The sequence below is a fragment of the Buttiauxella warmboldiae genome (assembly GCF_003818135.1).
Lineage (GTDB): Bacteria > Pseudomonadota > Gammaproteobacteria > Enterobacterales > Enterobacteriaceae > Buttiauxella > Buttiauxella warmboldiae.
On the sequence record NZ_RPOH01000042.1, the window covers coordinates 33,176 to 51,580 of the forward strand.

Annotated in this window: 17 protein-coding genes, 1 tRNA gene and 2 pseudogenes; 8 read left to right on the forward strand and 12 right to left on the reverse strand. The window is 53.1% G+C overall.

The window, feature by feature from the left end:
* The first annotated feature begins 233 nt into the window (after positions 1 to 233).
* Positions 234 to 1,199, forward strand: coding sequence for a lipoyl synthase (gene lipA, locus EHN07_RS11435; protein WP_124024268.1), 966 nt, complete (start codon positions 234 to 236; stop codon positions 1,197 to 1,199).
* A gap of 96 nt (positions 1,200 to 1,295) precedes the next feature.
* Here lipA and tatE read toward each other — a convergent pair whose 3' ends face one another.
* Positions 1,296 to 1,499 carry a twin-arginine translocase subunit TatE gene (tatE, locus tag EHN07_RS11440; RefSeq protein ID WP_124024269.1) on the reverse strand — a complete coding sequence of 68 codons (204 nt, stop codon included), beginning with the start codon at positions 1,497 to 1,499 and terminating at the stop codon, positions 1,296 to 1,298.
* A 128-nt stretch (positions 1,500 to 1,627) separates the two neighbouring features.
* The gene (locus EHN07_RS11445; RefSeq protein WP_124024270.1) at positions 1,628 to 2,416 is read right to left on the reverse strand and encodes a deaminated glutathione amidase; all 789 of its coding nucleotides are present in this window, start codon (positions 2,414 to 2,416) and stop codon (positions 1,628 to 1,630) included.
* 107 nt (positions 2,417 to 2,523) lie between these two features.
* Here EHN07_RS11445 and crcB point away from each other — a divergent pair, with 107 nt between their 5' ends.
* Positions 2,524 to 2,907, forward strand: a complete 384-nt coding sequence (gene crcB, locus EHN07_RS11450) for a fluoride efflux transporter CrcB (RefSeq protein ID WP_124024271.1) — start codon at positions 2,524 to 2,526, stop codon at positions 2,905 to 2,907.
* 211 nt (positions 2,908 to 3,118) lie between these two features.
* Here the strand turns inward: crcB and cspE are convergent, their stop codons facing one another.
* The 7 genes and pseudogenes from cspE to EHN07_RS11485 form a co-directional block, all read right to left on the reverse strand.
* Positions 3,119 to 3,328, reverse strand: coding sequence for a transcription antiterminator/RNA stability regulator CspE (gene cspE, locus EHN07_RS11455; RefSeq protein WP_004100146.1), 210 nt, complete (start codon positions 3,326 to 3,328; stop codon positions 3,119 to 3,121).
* 200 nt (positions 3,329 to 3,528) lie between these two features.
* A pseudogene (locus EHN07_RS11460) lies at positions 3,529 to 3,621 on the reverse strand (lipid IV(A) palmitoyltransferase PagP); the annotation flags it as partial.
* A gap of 129 nt (positions 3,622 to 3,750) precedes the next feature.
* On the reverse strand, positions 3,751 to 6,870 hold the full coding sequence (locus EHN07_RS11465; RefSeq protein ID WP_124024272.1) for an efflux RND transporter permease subunit: 3,120 nt from the start codon (positions 6,868 to 6,870) through the stop codon (positions 3,751 to 3,753).
* Positions 6,867 to 8,321: an efflux RND transporter periplasmic adaptor subunit gene (locus EHN07_RS11470; RefSeq protein WP_124024300.1), complete on the reverse strand. Its 1,455-nt coding sequence runs from the start codon at positions 8,319 to 8,321 to the stop codon at positions 6,867 to 6,869. The genes EHN07_RS11465 and EHN07_RS11470 overlap by 4 nt, the downstream gene beginning before the upstream one ends.
* Positions 8,321 to 9,577: pseudogene (locus tag EHN07_RS11475) on the reverse strand (TolC family protein). Before EHN07_RS11475 ends, EHN07_RS11470 begins: the two are co-directional and overlap by 1 nt.
* An 11-nt stretch (positions 9,578 to 9,588) precedes the next feature.
* Positions 9,589 to 9,954, reverse strand: coding sequence for a copper-binding protein (locus EHN07_RS11480; protein ID WP_124024273.1), 366 nt, complete (start codon positions 9,952 to 9,954; stop codon positions 9,589 to 9,591).
* A 64-nt stretch (positions 9,955 to 10,018) separates the two neighbouring features.
* A complete protein-coding gene (locus EHN07_RS11485) occupies positions 10,019 to 10,432 on the reverse strand; it encodes a DUF2946 domain-containing protein (protein WP_124024274.1) in 414 nt (137 codons plus the stop codon).
* A 412-nt stretch (positions 10,433 to 10,844) separates the two neighbouring features.
* On the opposite strand from EHN07_RS11485, the gene dcuC reads away from it, so the two are divergent.
* The 3 genes from dcuC to EHN07_RS20485 all read left to right on the forward strand — a co-directional run bounded on the left by dcuC (position 10,845) and on the right by EHN07_RS20485 (position 13,401).
* A complete protein-coding gene (gene dcuC / locus EHN07_RS11490) occupies positions 10,845 to 12,221 on the forward strand; it encodes an anaerobic C4-dicarboxylate transporter DcuC (protein WP_124024275.1) in 1,377 nt (458 codons plus the stop codon).
* Between the two features lie 86 nt (positions 12,222 to 12,307).
* Positions 12,308 to 13,114, forward strand: coding sequence for a ribonuclease I (gene rna / locus EHN07_RS11495; protein ID WP_124024276.1), 807 nt, complete (start codon positions 12,308 to 12,310; stop codon positions 13,112 to 13,114).
* A 134-nt stretch (positions 13,115 to 13,248) separates the two neighbouring features.
* Positions 13,249 to 13,401 carry a hypothetical protein gene (locus EHN07_RS20485; RefSeq protein WP_167467306.1) on the forward strand — a complete coding sequence of 51 codons (153 nt, stop codon included), beginning with the start codon at positions 13,249 to 13,251 and terminating at the stop codon, positions 13,399 to 13,401.
* A gap of 42 nt (positions 13,402 to 13,443) precedes the next feature.
* Here the strand turns inward: EHN07_RS20485 and EHN07_RS11500 are convergent, their stop codons facing one another.
* Positions 13,444 to 14,274, reverse strand: coding sequence for an alpha/beta fold hydrolase (locus EHN07_RS11500; RefSeq protein WP_124024277.1), 831 nt, complete (start codon positions 14,272 to 14,274; stop codon positions 13,444 to 13,446).
* 290 nt (positions 14,275 to 14,564) lie between these two features.
* Here EHN07_RS11500 and EHN07_RS11505 point away from each other — a divergent pair, with 290 nt between their 5' ends.
* Together EHN07_RS11505 and rnk are read left to right on the forward strand one after the other, a co-directional pair.
* The gene (locus EHN07_RS11505; protein WP_124024278.1) at positions 14,565 to 15,941 is read left to right on the forward strand and encodes a GntP family permease; all 1,377 of its coding nucleotides are present in this window, start codon (positions 14,565 to 14,567) and stop codon (positions 15,939 to 15,941) included.
* Between the two features lie 304 nt (positions 15,942 to 16,245).
* Entirely contained in the window at positions 16,246 to 16,656 is a 411-nt protein-coding gene (gene rnk / locus EHN07_RS11510) for a nucleoside diphosphate kinase regulator (RefSeq protein WP_124024279.1), read from the forward strand.
* 126 nt (positions 16,657 to 16,782) lie between these two features.
* Here the strand turns inward: rnk and ybcJ are convergent, their stop codons facing one another.
* Positions 16,783 to 16,995 (reverse strand): ribosome-associated protein YbcJ, encoded by a 213-nt coding sequence (gene ybcJ, locus EHN07_RS11515; protein ID WP_124024301.1) that lies wholly within the window; start codon positions 16,993 to 16,995, stop codon positions 16,783 to 16,785.
* A gap of 1 nt (position 16,996) precedes the next feature.
* Complete coding sequence (gene folD / locus EHN07_RS11520) at positions 16,997 to 17,863, reverse strand: bifunctional methylenetetrahydrofolate dehydrogenase/methenyltetrahydrofolate cyclohydrolase FolD (RefSeq protein ID WP_124024280.1); 867 nt, start codon at positions 17,861 to 17,863, stop codon at positions 16,997 to 16,999.
* A 187-nt stretch (positions 17,864 to 18,050) separates the two neighbouring features.
* Between folD and EHN07_RS11525 the strand changes: the two genes are divergently transcribed.
* A tRNA-Arg gene (locus EHN07_RS11525) sits at positions 18,051 to 18,127 on the forward strand.
* Positions 18,128 to 18,405 lie beyond the last annotated feature (278 nt).

Genomic DNA, 18,405 nt, shown 5'->3' on the forward strand with positions numbered 1-18,405 from the left:
CTTTCCAACGCTGGAAATTTTTACCCTGTGGTACGAGGGCCAGCGGAATAATCGTTAACACTGCAAAGCCCATGAACCAACAAACCATTTACAATTCTTTCCCCATTTACTGCTTTGTCAGGCTGATTTATCCCCCGCACTGGTGGTATACTGCCCGCGCTATTAAAAAATAGTTGATAAATAAAACATTCGATTAGCCTGACTTCGTTATCAGCAACTGGAACACGTACGATATGAGTAAACCTATTGTCATGGAACGCGGCGTCAAATATCGCGACGCCGATAAAATGGCTCTGATCCCGGTTAAAAACGTGGTGACCGAGCGCCAGGAACTGTTAAGAAAACCAGAGTGGATGAAGATCAAGCTTCCCTCTGATTCAACCCGAATTCAGGGTATTAAAGCGGCGATGCGTAAAAATGGCCTGCACTCGGTCTGTGAAGAGGCCTCCTGCCCTAACCTGGCAGAGTGCTTCAACCACGGCACCGCAACCTTTATGATCCTGGGGGCTATCTGCACCCGTCGCTGCCCGTTCTGCGATGTGGCGCATGGTCGCCCTGTGGCGCCTGATGCCAATGAGCCTGCAAAACTGGGGCAAACTATTGCTGATATGGCGCTGCGCTATGTGGTCATCACTTCGGTTGACCGTGACGACCTGCGCGATGGCGGGGCCCAGCATTTTGCCGACTGCATCAGCGCCATTCGCGAAAAAAATCCGGCGATCAAAATTGAAACCCTGGTGCCCGATTTCCGTGGCCGCATGGACAAAGCGTTAGAGATTCTCACCGCAACCCCCCCAGACGTGTTCAACCACAACCTGGAAAACGTGCCGCGTATTTATCGCAAAGTGCGTCCCGGGGCTGACTACAACTGGTCGTTAAAGCTGCTGGAGCGTTTTAAACAAGCGCACCCTGATATCCCGACTAAATCAGGATTGATGGTCGGTTTAGGGGAAACCAACGCTGAGATTGTGGAAGTGATGCGCGATCTGCGCCGCCACGGCGTCACCATGTTAACCCTGGGCCAATATTTACAGCCAAGCCGTCACCACTTACCGGTTCAGCGTTATGTCAGCCCTGACGAGTTTGAAGAGATGAAAGCTGAAGCGCTGGCGATGGGCTTTACCCACGCCGCCTGCGGCCCGTTTGTTCGCTCTTCTTACCATGCGGATCTGCAAGCCAAAGGGATGGAAGTAAAATAACGATGTAACAAATCGTTACTTTTAATTTGCAGCTCGCATAAAAAACGGCATTTGCGATGCCGGTTTTTTTATATCTGTTCGAAAGCTGTGTTTTGATCAGTCTTTATGCGTAATACGATCGGAGACTGCATCAGTAGTGGTGGCAGACTTAGCACCGATCTCGTCTTCATTCATCGCTTTCTTAAAGCCCTTGATTGCCGCGCCAAGATCGCTCCCCAGGGTGCGTAACTTTTTGGTGCCAAATAACAAAACGATCAACGCGCCGACCACCAATAACTTTGTAATACTAATCTCACCCATAACAACCTTCTTTAAACATGCGTGCCGCGGATACGGCGAATAATACACGGAGACAATTAACGGTCATTTTCTTGCGCCATACAATAGCAACCTGTAACAAGTTGAATCAAGAGTGGGTCAAAAAAACGTCATCGCAGCTGGGGTAAAGCAAAACGCCGATTCTTCAGCACCGGTAACATCTCTCTGACTTCCGCGAGATAGCGCTGTTCCAGCTCGGCATAAATCAAGGCGGGGCGTTGGTTTGCCGCTGCCATCACCACACCTAGCGGATCGACTATCTGGCTATGACCGATATTTTTATTGCCACATTCGCCAGACGCCATCACATAGCAGGTTGTATCAAGCGCGCGAGCCGCCAGCAGCGTTGACCAGTGCATCTCTTTATTCGGGCCGCGTAGCCACGCGGCGGGTAAGACTAAAACCTCGGCCCCCATCAGCGCCAGGCTCAACGCCATCTCGGGAAAACGCAGGTCGTAACAGGTCATGAGCCCTACCTTAAAACCGGCGACCTCAATCAATGGCGGCAGGCGGTCGCCCGCATCCACCAGCCGCGATTCCTGTACGTTAAACGCATCATAGAGGTGAAGTTTTTGATAACGGGCAATCACCTCCCCACCGCGAACGGCCAGCAACGTATTGGCTGCGCGCCCTGCTGTCGTTTTGACAGGCAGCGTCAGGATGGTGGTCAGCCGATCTTTGCGGCTTTGATCGCAAAGCTGTTCGATAAACTCTTCTTTCATCGCCTGCGCAGAAGACACCGACCAGTCAGGATCGTTATCGTCACGCGCCAGCACCGCCTCGGGCAGCACTAGCAATTGCGCTCCTGCGGCAACTGCCTGCGACATTAGCCCCAGACAGGTATTTGCATTTTCCTGCCATATCCTGCCGACCGCAAACTGCCCAACTGCAACTTTCATTATTATCCCTCAGCAGGCCGCGAATAATTTCAGTATATCGGGTGTGAAACTTCTCGTGCTGACGTTACACTCAAACACTTTAAAATAAGCAACAACAGGAAATTATTGTGTTCCAGATATTGTTAGCCGTGTTTATTGGTGGCGGAACGGGAAGCGTGGTGCGCTGGCTATTGAGTATGAAACTAAACCCGGTGCATGCCGCGATTCCGATTGGCACGCTAACCGCAAACCTGGCTGGCGCATTTATCATCGGGCTGGGGCTGGCTCTGTTTACCCGCGTCACGCATCTCGATCCGGTCTGGAAGCTGCTAATCACCACGGGTTTTTGCGGCGGCCTGACCACCTTTTCAACTTTCTCAGCGGAAGTGGTGTTCCTGCTTCAGGATGGACGCCTGGCCTGGGCCGGATTGAATATGCTGCTCAATCTCGCCGGATCGCTGACTATGACCGCCGTCGCATTTTGGCTAGTTTCTGTTGCCTGGGGCCAGTGATTAGCCGCGGGTTAAGGTTAGCTTAATTTTTGTCTGCCACGCTGATGAAAAATTAGCGTGGAGCAAAATAATGAAAGAACGTGTTGCTGGCTGGGCGGCAGTGCTGATGAGCACGCTCATTGTGATGGGCTTTGTGAAAATGTATCTGTTTCCCTGAGTTCAGGGCAAAAAAAACCCGCCTTAGCGGGTTTTATATTCTGCTGGTAAAGCCTTAGATAGGCATTACGTTTGCAGCAGATGGGCCTTTGGCACCGTTAGTGATTTCAAACTCAACGCGCTGACCTTCTGCCAGGGTTTTGAAACCATTGCTCTGGATTGCAGAGAAGTGTACGAACACGTCTTTGCTACCATCTTCCGGAGTAATGAAGCCAAAGCCTTTTGACTCGTTAAACCACTTAACGTTACCTTTAATCTTAGACATCTAAATTACCTTTACATGAAAAACGACACAAATGCTGTGTCGGGCATCAGTACACCAATTGTGATGGATTTTGTCCAGCCCAGAATTGCTAAAAAGTGATAAAAATTGCTACCTGTTTTAAAAACTGTGCAGCAACCCGTATTTTTGAATAAACGATAAAAATAATAGCCGCGGAGAGCGATTCCATGGCGCTGGCGCGGTTAAAACTGGACACGCAGCCAGGCGAAGTAAAGGTTACCGTTGTTCCAGGTGCCGGGTATCCAGGCCATCTGGAAGGTCGCAGGGCCATAGCCCCCGGCGTGTAGCCATGAACAGGACGAAAATTACCATCTATTCCGACAAATTATCCTAAAGATAAGAATTGCAGCCAGCCAAAATGCCCCCTGCCTTTTCCCATACCAAAAGACAGGGGTAACATTTTGTTATTTATCTCTTTTTAATAAAACATAGATTGCCGGGATGACCAACATGGAAAGCAGCGGTGCGGTAATCATGCCGCCAATCATCGGCGCCGCGATACGCCGCATCACTTCCGATCCCGTGCCATCGCCCCACATAATCGGCAGCAACCCCGCCATTATCGTGGCAACGGTCATCACTTTTGGCCTGACGCGCAGCACCGCACCTTCATGAAGTGCTCGCATCAGCATTGGTTTCCCGCCAAGGGGCTCAAGCGCTCTGTGCCTTGCAATAGCCTGATTTAAATAAAGCACCATAATCACGCCAAATTCAGCCGCCACGCCAGCCAGGGCAATAAATCCTACCGCGCCGGCAACGGACAAATTATATCCCAGCAGGTAGAGCAGCCAGACACCGCCAATGAGTGAGAATGGCAACGTCCCCATAATTAATAACGCATCGCTGACACGGGAAAACGTCGCGTAAAGCAGTACGAAAATAATCACCAGGGTAAACGGCAAGACAATGCTTAATTTAGCGCTCGCGCGCTCTAAATATTCAAATTGTCCTGACCAGGATAATGAAACGCCCTCTGGTAATGTTATCTGTTGTGCAACGGCAAGCTGCATATCCTCCACCGCCGATTTCAAATCCCGCCCGCGCAGGTCAACGTAAACCCAATTCGATAAGCGCGCGTTTTCACTTTTCAGCATTGGCGGACCATCGGTGATACTGATATCCGCCAGTTCAGAAAGCGCAATCTGGCTGCCGTTAGCCGTAATAACCGGGAGATTTTTCAGCTTCTGGACGTTATCACGCACTTCACGTGGATAACGAATATTGATCGGATAGCGCTCACGCCCTTGTATAGTTTCCCCAATATTTTGCCCGCCAATGACCGTTGCCACTAGCGACTGCAGCTCTTTGACCGATACGCCATAGCGCGCCGCTTTCAGCCTGTCGATATTAATATCCACATAGCGCCCGCCGCCGAGCCGTTCCGCCAGCGCCGATGTCACCCCCGGCACCTGCTTCACCACGCGTTCAACTTGCTCAGCCACCTGCTCAATAGCGGCAATATTATTGCCGTTCACTTTAATCCCCACCGGGCTTTTAATCCCGGTAGCCAGCATGTCCAGGCGGTTGCGAATAGGCGGCACCCAGACGTTGGCAATACCCGGAACTTTCACCACGCTATCCAGTTCGCTGACCAGCTTATCCATCGTCATTCCAGGGCGCCACTGATCACGCGGTTTAAAACGAATAGTGGTTTCAATCATCGTCAGGGGGGCCGGATCGGTTGCGGTATCCGCACGCCCTGCCTTACCAAACACCGTCGCAACTTCGGGCACAGTTTTAATTAAGCGATCGGTTTGTTGCAGTAAACGCCCGGCTTCACGTGCAGAAATTCCCGGCAGCGTGGACGGCATGTATAACAAATCCCCTTCATCGAGCGGCGGCATAAACTCGCTACCGAGGCGGCTTAACGGCCACAGGGTCGCCAGCAATACCAGACCCGCAATCACCAGCGTGGTTTTCGGGCGCGCCAGCACTTTGTCCAGTAGCGGCTCATAGGCGGCAATCAGCCAGCGGTTGATGGGGTTGGCCTTTTCGTCAGGAATTTTTCCGCGAATAAAATACCCCATTAATACTGGCACCAGCGTAATACCCAGGCCCGCAGCCACCGCCATGGCGTAGGTTTTGGTAAATGCCAGCGGCGAGAACATGCGCCCTTCCTGGGCTTCGAGGGAAAAGACCGGAATAAAGGAGAGCGTGATGATCAGCAGGCTACAGAATAGCGCCGGCCCCACTTCCACCGCCGCCTGCTCTGAGATACGCCAGTAATCGCTGCCGCTGGGCTGTTTATCCGGATTGTCGTGCCGCCACTGCTCCAGCACCTTATGCATGTTTTCAATCATCACGATTGCCGCGTCGACCATCGCACCAATCGCAATCGCAATCCCGCCCAACGACATAATATTGGCGTTTACCCCCTGGTAGTGCATCACGATAAACGCCCCCAGGATCCCCAGCGGCAAGGTTATCATCGCCACCAGCGCCGAGCGGAAGTGGAACAGGAACAGCGCGCAGATAATCGCCACCACGATGAACTCTTCCAGCAGCTTATGGGAGAGCGTTTCAATCGCGTTTTCAATCAGCTGTGAACGATCGTAAACCGGAACGATCTCCACCCCGGCAGGCAAACTCTTCTGGAGTTGCTGCAGCTTCGCTTTCACCGCATTAATCGTATCCAGCGCATTTTTGCCGTAGCGCATTACGATAATGCCGCCCGCTACTTCCCCTTCTCCGTTAAATTCCGCCACGCCACGGCGGATTTCCGGCCCCAGGCGCAAGGTTGCTACATCGCTCAGTAATACCGGCACCCCTTCACGAGTGGTAATCACCACCTGCTTAAAATCGGTAAGGTTTTTCAGGTAGCCCGCGGTGCGCACCATATATTCGGCCTCACCCATTTCGATAACCGAACCGCCCCCTTCCTGGTTAGCGCTTTGAACGGCATCAATCACCTGCTGATGAGTAATGTTCAACGCACGCATACGGTGAGGATCGAGCACAATCTGGTATTGCCGCACCATGCCGCCAACGCTTGCCACTTCCGCCACGTTTGGCACGGTTTTTAGCTCGAATCTGAGCGTCCAGTCCTGAAGCGCGCGCAAATCCGCAAGGCTATGTTTGCCGGTTCGGTCCACCAGCGCATATTCATAAACCCAGCCAACCCCGGTAGCATCAGGCCCGAGAGAGGCTTTCGCCTCGGCGGGAAGCTGGGACTGCACCTGGCTTAAATATTCGAGCACCCGCGAGCGCGCCCAGTACGGATCGGTGCCGTCTTCAAACAGGATGTAAACATACGAATCCCCGAACATTGAAAACCCGCGCACGGTTTTCGCGCCAGGCACCGAAAGCATGGTGGTAGTGAGTGGATAGGTCACCTGGTCTTCAACCACCTGCGGCGCCTTGCCTGGGTAGTTGATACGGACTATCACCTGCACGTCAGAGAGATCCGGCAGCGCATCCAGCGGTGCTCGTTGCAGGGACCAGGCTCCCCACGCGGCCATAATAATGGCCGCAAGTAAAACCAGCAGCCGGTTTTTAAGTGACCAGCGAATAACAGCGGCAATCATTTCATTCCCCCCGCCATCGGCATCAGATGGGTGATGACCGCTCCCTGCTCTTCATCCATAGTGAAGCTGAACATCACGCTGTCCCCTGGGTTTACACCCTTTGCCTCCGCCGCTGATTTCAGGGTGAAATCCATCGTCATCGCCCCCCATTTCAATGCGGGAATAGGCTGATGTGCCAGCGTAATTGCCTCAGCGGTTATCTCTTTCACCACCCCTTGCGCCTGGTATTCCGGGCTTGCAGGCGCGATGGATTTATCCTGCGTCAGGGCGCTGCGCAGGCTTGCTTCGGAATCAATCAGGAACTGCCCGGAGGTGACAACGTTATCGCCCTCTTTCAGCCCTTGCTTAATTTCAACCCAGCCATTTTGTGCCGTGCCGACCACCACGTTAACCGGATTGAAATGGCCGTCATTCTGAGTCACCAGCACCCGGCTGGTGCTGCCGGTTTCAATCAACGCTTCTTCCGGGATCGCCAGCACTGGCGCAAGGTTGCGCTGGTTCGCCAGCTTCACATTGAGGTACATGCCGGGCTTCAGCTTCATCTGCGGATTTTCCAGCACGATGCGCGCTTTTAAAGTACGCGTGGTAGTTTCCATATTTGGCAGCAGCTCGCTGACGCGTCCGTGGAAAATCTCGCCGGGCCGGCTATCGCCAGAAGCCAGAATTTCGCTTCCCACCTGCAGCATCCGCGCCTGAGTTTGCGGGTAATCAATCACCAGCCACACCGACTCAAGGCTTGCCACTTCAAACAGCGGTGCCGTTGCCGTAACCTGCGCACCTTCACGGGTCTCCAGCTTATTGATATATCCGGCCTGCTTTGCACGCACCGTGACGCGCGTTTGCGGTTTGCCGGTTTTCTCAACCTGGCGAATAATTTCTGCGGGCATAAACTGCAGCTGCAACCGTTCACGGGCCGCCGCGCTTAATGCGCTATCGCCCAGGCGACGCACCGCCAGGTACTCTTGCTGCGCTGCCGTCCACTCGGGTATCCAGAGTTGCGCCAGCGCTTCACCCGCTTTAACAAATTGCTGGGGCGCGTTGACGAATAATTTCTCCACCATACCGTTAGCGCTGGCCGGGATAATCTGCACGCTACGCTCGTCTGTTGAAACAGTGGCAAAGGCATCAAACTGATAATCCAGCGATTTCTTCTCAACCCGTGCCGTTTTAACCCCCAGGTTTTGCTGTTGGCGAGCGCTTACCGTCACGCCGCCTTCTTCCGTTGCCTCATCGGCATAACGCGGGACTAAATCCATATCCATAAAGGGTGATTTGCCCGGTTTATCAAAGCGCTGGCCCGGCGTCATCGGATCGTACCAGTAGAGCACTTTTCGCTCTGGCTGAGCGGCAGGGGGCGTTGTGCTGTGGCTCTGTTTCCCGAGGTAATATCCAGCGCCCAGAGATACGGCGATAGTGAGCGCTAACAAAGAGAGTCTGGTCATCGTTTTCATCATAAGGTGGTTTCCTGCGGCGTCAGGTAGCGAATGGCGGCCCAGGCTTCAGCCACGGCTTTTTCAGCGCTATGCGCGTTCAGTTCACTATCGAGTAAGGTGCGGCGAGCATTGAGCAAATCGGCAAGCGTCGAGCGCCCGGAGCGGTACTGCGCTTCAATCAGCGAGAGGCGTTGGCGTTGCAGCGGCAGGATCTCTTCCTGCTGGCGCTGCCAGAGAACCTGTGCCGCCTGATACTGCGCCACCAGAGTGCGCACTAACGCGACCCTCTCGCGGTTCGCCAGCGCCAGCTAGTCATTGGCTTCCATCGCGCGGGACATCTCTGCCGCCAGGTCTTTGTCCTGACGCCGGGATTTAAACATCGGCAGATCGACGGTAAACATCACGCCAGCCATATCGTCGTAATCATCTGCGCGATGGGCGTAATACACTTCAACGCCAACATTGGGTTGCGCGGCCACCGCAGATTGTGCCGAACGAGCTTTCGCCACGTCCGCCTCACGCGCCGCTTCAATCACCTCCGGGTGCTGCCCGATATTTTGTTCCAGCACAGCCGGGTCCGCAGGCAAACGCTGATAACGCGGCAACGTGCCGCTAATGTCATCAATGTTTTCGCCGGTCAGCTGCAGCAAACGAGTCCGGGCCAGCGTTACATCACGCTGGGCAAGCGTCACTTTATCCCGCATCCCCAGCAGCGCCATGCGGATCTCCACCACGCTTGAGGCCGGTGAACTGCCGCTGGCAACCGTCGCCTTCTGTACGTCAACCTGACGCTCAGTTTCAGCGACCAGCTTCTGCGCCGTCCTGAGCACTTTGTGCGATAAAGCCAGATCCAGCCACGCCTGCGCCGCTGCCCTTTGCAGGGTCGCCTTAATTACCCCCGCTTTCGCCGCGCTGCTGGCCGACTGCGCGAGAATGGTCGCGGCTTTGCGCTCGCGTTTCTCCTCGCTGACGTACTCCTGCATGATGCCAATGCGCTGCATGGTCATGCCTTCGCGGGTAAAACGCTGGCGATTACTGCCCTGCACCGGGACGTTTTCAATACCAAATTTCAATTTAGGATCGGGCAGCTGGCGTGCGGAGTCGGCCATTGAACTCAGCGCATCGCTCTGATTCCGGTTGGCGGAAAGCTCCGCAGAATAGTGAACAGCAGCGGCCAGGGTCTGTTGCAGACTGAACTCTGCCGCACCGGCGGCAGAGACAGACGTAGCAAACAGCACCCCGCCGAGCCATAAGCTCAGGGAATGTTGTGTCATGATGGCCTCAGTTACTTAGCTGGGGTAACTGAGTCGAGCCTGTAACCTTCAGCCTGCTGGCTAAAAGTGAAGTCAACCGTGTCGCCCACGTTAACCACCGGCAACGCTCCCGTTTCCGGTAAACGGAAAGTCATGGTCATTGCCGGCCAGTTAAGGGCCGCGACAGGTTGATGAGCGATGGAGAGTGAGTCATTGCTGACCTTCTTTATCACGCCGTGGCCGTGATAAATCTCAGCCGCCATCGGCATCGACATTTCGTGCGAGGCACCGTGTTTCATCTCATGGGACATAGCATCAGATGCGGCGTGAGCCACGGTAAAAAAAGCCAATACGGACAGCGCGGCGGCTGAAAGCAAACGTGCAGAAAAAACAGACATATAAAAACTCCAGAACTTTAGTCAAAGGATGGCAAAACGCCTGTAAACCAAGACAGTGCTGGAGTTATTCTCTGAAGCGACAAAAACGAATGGTGGCCGGAGGGCCGGTTGCGGGCGGCGCGATTAAGGCACGGGATGTGGCCGTTTCACTGCATTCGGGCACCACTAAAGCCAGCGTATCCGTGGCCGGCAATACGGCCAGCGAACTATGACCGTTATCTTTTTGCATCACGTCTGGAATGCAGTGCTTATCGCACAGCGTCCCTTTCGCTTTTACCCCATCCCGATGATTTCCCATCAGCATATGCTCGTTATGCTGCACAGAAAGAGACTGGGCGCTAATGTCTACCGGGCAATCGTGCGCCGCCACCGCGACCTGGCTGTTGACAAACAGCCAGCCAAACGCCAACAGCAGCATCAAAAGATGCTTTCTGAAAAAGCGAAAACGGCTTGTCGACCAGAAAGTGGATTGCAGCATACGAACCCCGAAATATACGAAGCGGCAGTATAAACAGCAGGCCCTTTTATTTTAAAGATATTTTTAGCTGCTTTACATTCAGAGTATTAATTAACAATTACGTCATATAATTTTAATCAATTGTTCCTCAAGTGATGATGAATAGAGCAATAAACGATATAAATATATACCGCTTAGCAATAAGTAAATGTCATAATTGCCAGGCTGCCTGCAAATGTGTGAAAGCAGCGTGACGAAGCCAACTAAATTTGATGCTTATCAGAAATCTGCCTGAATGGTTAAGGCAGATTGGCACCGTTTTCACTGACGCTGGCAAAGCGTCTAATTTTTATTTATCTGGCATGGCGTTGCGTTCAGGTATGTCTCACCCTTTTACAGGGCAGGCGTGTACCTAAGGCAACAGGGGACTCTAATGCTAACGACTCTTGAATTACTGATTGGGGTTATAGTTATTGTTGCTGTAGCTCGCTACATCATCAAAGGCTACTCCGCTACCGGCGTTTTATTCGTTGGTGGTTTAACCTTACTGATTATTAGCGCCTTAATGGGCCACAAAGTTTTACCCGGCAGCGCGCCGAGCACCGGCTACACCGCCACTGACATCGTTGAGTATGTCAAAATCCTGCTGATGAGCCGCGGTGGCGATCTCGGTATGATGATCATGATGCTGTGCGGTTTCGCAGCTTATATGACGCATATTGGCGCTAACGACATGGTGGTGAAGCTTGCCTCTAAGCCGTTAAAATTAATCAACTCTCCCTACATTCTGATGATTGCCGCCTACTTTGTGGCCTGTCTGATGTCGCTTGCGGTTTCCTCCGCGACCGGTCTGGGCGTGCTGTTGATGGCAACGCTGTTCCCGGTGATGGTAAACGTCGGCATTAGCCGTGGCGCTGCGGCGGCAATTTGCGCCTCCCCGGCGGCAATTATCCTGTCTCCCACCTCCGGCGATGTGGTGCTGGCGGCAAAAGCCGCTGAAATGTCGCTGGTTGATTTTGCCTTTAAAACCACCGTGCCGATTTCAGTTGCGGCCATTATCGCCATGGCGATTGCCCACTTCTTCTGGCAGCGCTACCTGGATAAGAAAGAAAACATCAGCCATGAAATGCTTGATGTCAGCGAAATCCAGACCACGGCCCCTTCTTTCTATGCCATTCTGCCGTTTACGCCAATTATCGGCGTGCTAATTTTCGACGGTAAATGGGGCCCGCAGCTGCATATCATCGCCATTCTGGTGATCTGTGTGCTGATTGCCGCACTGATTGAGTTCTTCCGTAGCTTTAAAGCGCAAACTGTCTTTTCCGGCCTGGAAGTGTGCTACCGCGGGATGGCTGACGCCTTCGCAAACGTTGTAATGCTGTTGGTTGCCGCGGGCGTGTTCGCACAAGGTCTGAGCACTATCGGCTTTATTCAGAGCCTGATTTCCATTGCCACCTCGTTCGGCTCCGCAAGCATCATTCTGATGCTGGTGCTGGTGGTGCTGACCATGCTGGCGGCAATGACCACCGGCTCAGGTAACGCTCCGTTTTATGCCTTCGTTGAGATGATCCCGAAACTGGCGCACTCCTCCGGCATTAACCCTGCATATCTGGCGATTCCAATGCTGCAAGCCTCCAACCTGGGCCGTACCATTTCTCCGGTATCCGGTGTGGTTGTCGCCGTTGCCGGTATGGCAAAAATCTCGCCGTTTGAAGTGGTAAAACGCACTTCTGTGCCGGTCGCCGTCGGGCTGATTGTGGTGATTATCGCCACCGAAATCCTGGTGCCTTCCGCCGCTATCCTGCCTTAACTTTTAGCTTTGTCATAAGCGCCTCATCGGGGCGCTTTTTTTATGTTTAAATAAAGTCACTTCTGGCAACCCGAGCGGGAAAACGCATGAAACTGACGTGGCAAAACGCGCTAATTCTGACCTCTTTACTCACCACCAGCCAGCTGCTGCAGGCAGAACCGCTGACCGCAAAGCAATACGGCGATTTTGACCGTTACATACTGGCGCTTTCCTGGCAAACGGGCTTTTGCCAAAGCCTGTATGAGCGCAATCGCAAGCAGCCTGCTGAATGCAAAACGCAGCAAGAACAGAGTGATAAACGCGCCTTTTTGACGGTCCACGGCCTGTGGCCTGGCTTACCAAAATCGCTGGCGGCACGAGGCGTGGATGAGAAACGCTGGATGCGCTATGGCTGCGCAACCCGCCCGGCTCCCAATATGGCGGAGGTGCGCGGCTCACAAAAATGCCAGGCCCCAGCCCCGGCATTATCCGCCGATATCGCCCGCAAGCTGGCGGATGTGATGCCCGGCGCAGGCGGCCAGTCCTGCCTTGATCGCTACGAGTTTGCTAAACACGGCGCCTGTTTTGCCTTCACCCCTGATGCCTACTTTGGCGCCATGGTGCGCCTGAACAGCGAATTCAAACAAAGCGCAATCGGCGAGTTCCTGGCGGTGAACTACGGCAAGGTGGTCACACGACAAGCCTTCCATAATGCGCTGGAAAAAAGTTGGGGTGAGAAGGCGGTAAAGGCGGTAAAACTGACCTGTAATGGCAATCCGGCTTACCTGACGGAGATGCAAATCTCACTGGTTGCGGCAAAAATTAATGCTCCGCTAAACGCCAGCTCGTTTGCCGCACAGCACAACTCAGGCAACTGCGCACAGCAGTTTCGTCTGGATGCGGTCGGTTATTAAGTGTGACAGGGCGCTGATTCGCGCCTGCTTAGCAGATAGCCCCGCTTCGATTAAATACGGAAGACAAAAAACAATCACTTCACTATTAGTTCCGGTTTTGTCGATCTATGCTTTGGCTATCCAATGCGGAGGTCATGATGAACACGACAAAACTTTTTTTAATCCAGTTAAAAAGGCAGTTTGAACGCGAAGGCAAGGGGCATAAGCTGTTGGGTTTTATCTGGCTTTCTCCTCAACAGCGCTATGAAATTTTGCGAGAGATTATGCTGCCGGTTGCGGCAAAATGATGCTTTGAATGACGGGTAATAAGCGCTTACCCGCCATGATGGCTAACTTTGTAAAAAGGCTAATAAATCAGCATTAACCCGATCTTTCTCGGTGGTGCAGATGCCGTGAGATCCGCCGGCATAAACCTTAAACGTGGCGTCCGGCAATGTTGCTGCCGTCACTTTGCCACAGGTTTCAAACGGCACAATCTGATCGTCATCGCCGTGGATCACCAGCGTCGGGAGGGTCATTTTCTTCAGGTCTTCACGTAGATCGGTTTCAGAAAACGCCTTAATACAGTCGTACAGCGCTTTGATCCCTCCTTGCATACCCTGCTCCACAAAGCTTTCCCGAATGCCCTCCGAGATACTGGCACCCTCACGGTTATAGCCGTAAAACGGCAGCGTTAGCGCCTTGAAGAAGTCTGCACGATTGGCACGCACGCCCTCGCGGATGCCGTCAAATACCTTAACAGGCACCCCGTTCGGGTTAAAATCAGTCTTCACCATAATGGGCGAAACGGCGCTGATAAGCACCGCTTTTGCCACTCGGCTGGTACCATGGCGGCCAATATAACGCGCCACTTCCCCGCCGCCGGTTGAATGCCCTACGTGAATCGCATCCCTGAGATTAAGATGCGCGGTTAACTCCGCAAGATCGTCGGCATACTGATCCATATGATTACCGTCCCATGATTGCGATGAACGGCCATGCCCGCGTCGGTCATGAGCTATCACCCGAAATCCCTTCTGCCCAAGGAAAAACATCTGATCTTCAAACGCATCCGCCGTTAATGGCCAGCCGTGGCTGAAAACCACCGCTTGCCCTGCCCCCCAATTCTTAAAGTAAAGAGAACTGCCGTCCTTTAACGTGAGTTTGTCGTAGTGGCTCATGATATCTCCGGTTCAGGTAGTGGCCACGCAAGGCGCCGGGTTGCAACGTGCCTATAAAGAGTAATGCAAAATTTTTGCACGACAGGTTTATTTACGCCCGGCAATCACTCCATAGGCATCAGGCAGGATTTATCTCGATAGTTTGACCACGATCTCAAAATGTTAATAAAGATGAGGAGTTCCGTTTCCGATTAGCGAATGTTACCGATATCATGTTACCGGTATCAGTAATACGGTGGATTACGCTTAATGGCCATTCACCGATAAATTCGGCGCAGAGGATAAATGTTATGACCGAAATGACAGCCCATTACGGTGCTGGAACCCTGCTGGGGATCGCAGCCTGTGCAGTTGTACTGCTGCTTATACTCATCATGCGCTTCAGGGTGCATGCCTTCTTAGCATTAACCCTTGTCAGCGTTGTAGTAGCCCTGGTCACGGGTGTTCCATTCGACAAAATTGTTCCGACGATTTTGGGTGGTTTTGGCAGCACCCTGGCGGGCGTTGCGCTGCTGGTTGGCCTTGGCGCGATGATCGGTCGTTTACTGGAAATTTCTGGCGGCGCCAAAGTACTGGCCGACACGCTGGTCGGTAAATTTGGTTCAAACCGCGCACCGCTGGCGCTCGGCGTGGCTTCTCTACTGTTTGGCTTTCCGATCTTCTTCGATGCGGGCCTGGTGGTGATGCTGCCAATTATCTTCAGCGTGGCAAAACAGTTTGGCGGTTCAACGCTAAAATATGCGCTGCCTGCTGCGGGCGCGTTTGCCGTTATGCACGCGCTTCTGCCGCCTCATCCAGGCCCGGTTGCCGCCAGCGAATTGCTGGATGCGAATATCGGCCTGCTGGTGATTGTTGGTCTGGTCATCGCGATCCCGACCTGGTATCTCGGCGCCTATTTGTTTGGCCTGTACGCCGGTAAAAAATTCGACGTTCCGCTGCCTTCTTCATTCCTGGGCAATGTCGAAGCGGACCCTAATCACCAGCCGCCTGCATTTGGCACGGTATTGGCGGTGCTGCTGCTGCCACTGGTGCTGATTTTCCTGGATACCGGCCTGAATACGGCAACCGTGTTGGGCTGGGTAAGTGCTGATAGCACCGTCGTTCAGTTCCTGCGTATGTTGGGTAAAACCCCGATCGCGCTGTTGATTACCGTGTTCTTCACTCTTGCGGTATTCAGCGGCCGCCATAGCCGCCAGCATCTGGAAAAGGTGTGCGACGGCGCACTTGGCCCAATCTGCGGCATCATCCTGGTGACCGGTGCCGGCGGCATGTTTGGCGGCGTTCTGCGCGCCAGCGGCATTGGCGATGCGCTGGCAGGCATCCTGTCTGATACTGGTATGCCGGTGATTGTGGCCGCGTTTGTTATCTCTACCGCACTGCGTGTGGCACAGGGGTCGGCAACCGTGGCGCTGACCACCACCGCGGCACTGATCTCCCCGATGGTGGCAGCAACGCCGGGCCTGAGCCAGTTCGACCTGTGCTTTATCGTGGTGGCAATTGCCGGTGGTGCAACCGTGCTGTCTCACGTGAACGACTCAGGCTTCTGGCTGGTTGGCCGTTTCCTGGAGATGGACGAAAAAACCACGCTCAAAACCTGGACCGTGATGGAAACCCTGATTGGCACCATCGCCTTCCTGTTCGCCCTGGTCGGCAGCATTATTCTGTAAACCGTGGTGTTACTAAAGTGTGACTGAAGTCGCTTTAAAGTAGGCCCTAAGCTCAGTATCATCACTACAGACTAAACCCTCACACTTAGCGGTGAGGGTTTTCTTTTGTAAGGTCCCCATCAGGCACAAGCAGGCCTCTGACTGATGACAAACCCCATGTTCTTCACAAAATGAACCCAGACATTAATAAAAAACAAGGAAAATCAATTCATTGATTTCGGCTGATAACGACAAAGTAAGGAAAAGCCCCGCTTTTCCCTTTAGTCAGCAATCTCAGTGCCTGTTTTTTTACACGGAGAGAAATATGTCCAGACCAGCCATTATCATTAATGAACTCGATGCCGAGCGTATTGACCGTTTGCTTGAGCAGCCACAATTTGCCAACCAGCCGGTAGCATTAGCGCTGAACGCAGAACTGGACAGAGCGGAAATGCGTAAGCCTGCCGATATCCCGGCTGACGTGGTAACGATGAACAGCCGGGTGAAATTCCGCGATCTGACCTCAAAAGAAGAGCGCGTTCGCACGCTGGTTTACCCGGTCAACCTGACGGACAGCGACAATCAACTCTCAGTGATGGCACCGGTTGGCGCGGCGCTGTTGGGGTTGCAAGTGGGTGCGAAAATTAACTGGACGTTACCGAACGGTAGCCAGACGCATCTGGAAGTGCTGGAGCTGCAATACCAGCCAGAAGCCGCAGGCGAGTATCAGCGCTAGCGCAGCTCCTTCACAATGGCTGTCTCTTAGCCATCTCTTTGTGGGCGCAAGGTAGCGAGAAAAAAATAGCCAGTCAGATACATAACTGACTGGCATTATCCGTAACAGGCCGTTATCGGAGTGTGATTACGCCTGAACCGTAATACTTAATGTCTCAAACGTTACCGTCTGGCCTGCCACAATTTTGCAGCGTTTGCGGGTTTCCACTTCGCCGTCTACCTGCACCAGCCCTTCCGCAATCACCGCTTTCGCCTGTGCGCCGCTTTCACACCAGCCTTCCAGCTTCAGCAGATCGCATAATTCAACGTGTGGGTGCTTACCTAATGAGAAGGTCGCCATTTTACTCTCCATCAGTATCATGATATTCCTCGCAAGCCTGCAAGGTATTCTGGATAAGAGTGGCGACGGTCATTGGGCCTACGCCACCCGGAACCGGCGTAATATACGAGGCTTTAGCAGCGGCTTCATCATAATTTACGTCGCCAACCACTTTTCCGCTCTCCAGACGGTTAATTCCGACGTCCACCACAATCGCCCCTTCTTTAATCCACTCGCCCGGGATAAAGCCCGGTTTGCCGACCGCAACGATCACCAAATCGGCATTTTCAACGTGATGGCGCAGATTTTTGGTAAAGCGGTGGGTGACGGTGGTGGTGCAGCCTGCAAGTAGCAGTTCCATACTCATCGGACGGCCAACAATGTTGGATGCGCCAATCACTACGGCGTTCAGCCCATAAGTATCGATACCGTAACGCTCAAGCAGCGTTACGATACCGCGCGGCGTACAAGGGCGCAGCCGCGGAGAACGCTGGCACAGACGGCCCACGTTGTAGGGGTGGAAACCATCCACATCTTTATCCGGGTCGATACGTTCAAGCACTTTCACGTTATCGATACCCGCAGGCAGCGGCAACTGTACCAGGATACCGTCGATTTCTTTATCCGCATTGAGCGTGTCGATAAGCTCCAGCAGTTCTGCTTCGGAGGTGGTCTCAGGTAAATCGTAGGAGCGGGAAATAAAGCCGACTTCTTCACAAGCTTTACGTTTACTTCCAACATAAATCTGCGAGGCAGGATTCTCACCAACCAGTACCACCGCAAGCCCAGGAGCACGAAGTCCAGCGGCAATTCGGGCTTTCACTTTTTCTGCCACTTCAAGCCGTACCTGCTGCGCAATCGTTTTACCATCAATAATCTTTGCTGCCATCAGTCAGATGATTCCGTCTGTAATCGAAAAGGGAGGGGAGTGTTTCTATTTTGTCAGAAGCGCGGCCTGCTGTCAGGCATTGTTAAGTGTTTATGCTCAATTGTCGCGCAGGCAGTTGAAAAGCCATTGACTAGAAAGGTACTGACCGTATAATCCGGATCCGCAATACTTCCGCAAGGAATATCATGCGCCCTTAGCTCAGTTGGATAGAGCAACGGCCTTCTAAGCCGTAGGTCACAGGTTCGAGCCCTGTAGGGCGTACCATTTTCAAGCCAACACACCTCTACTGAATTCGCTTTTTCTCCTTTATACTCCCTGAAATAACTGGATTTTTTTGTCCCGAGCTCTACTGTGGTCAACTCAGTGATACCCAAATCAAGTGGTATCTGGGGGCCTTTGAGGGGGCTCATCTCGTTCAATGGAAATTAGAGGCCCCTATGCCACTAAATGCGCGACTGATTGATACTACAAAACCCAATGAGAGTACAAACTGACTGATGGCGGTGGTTGGTATTTATTAGTCAAACGCAATGGTGCTAAGT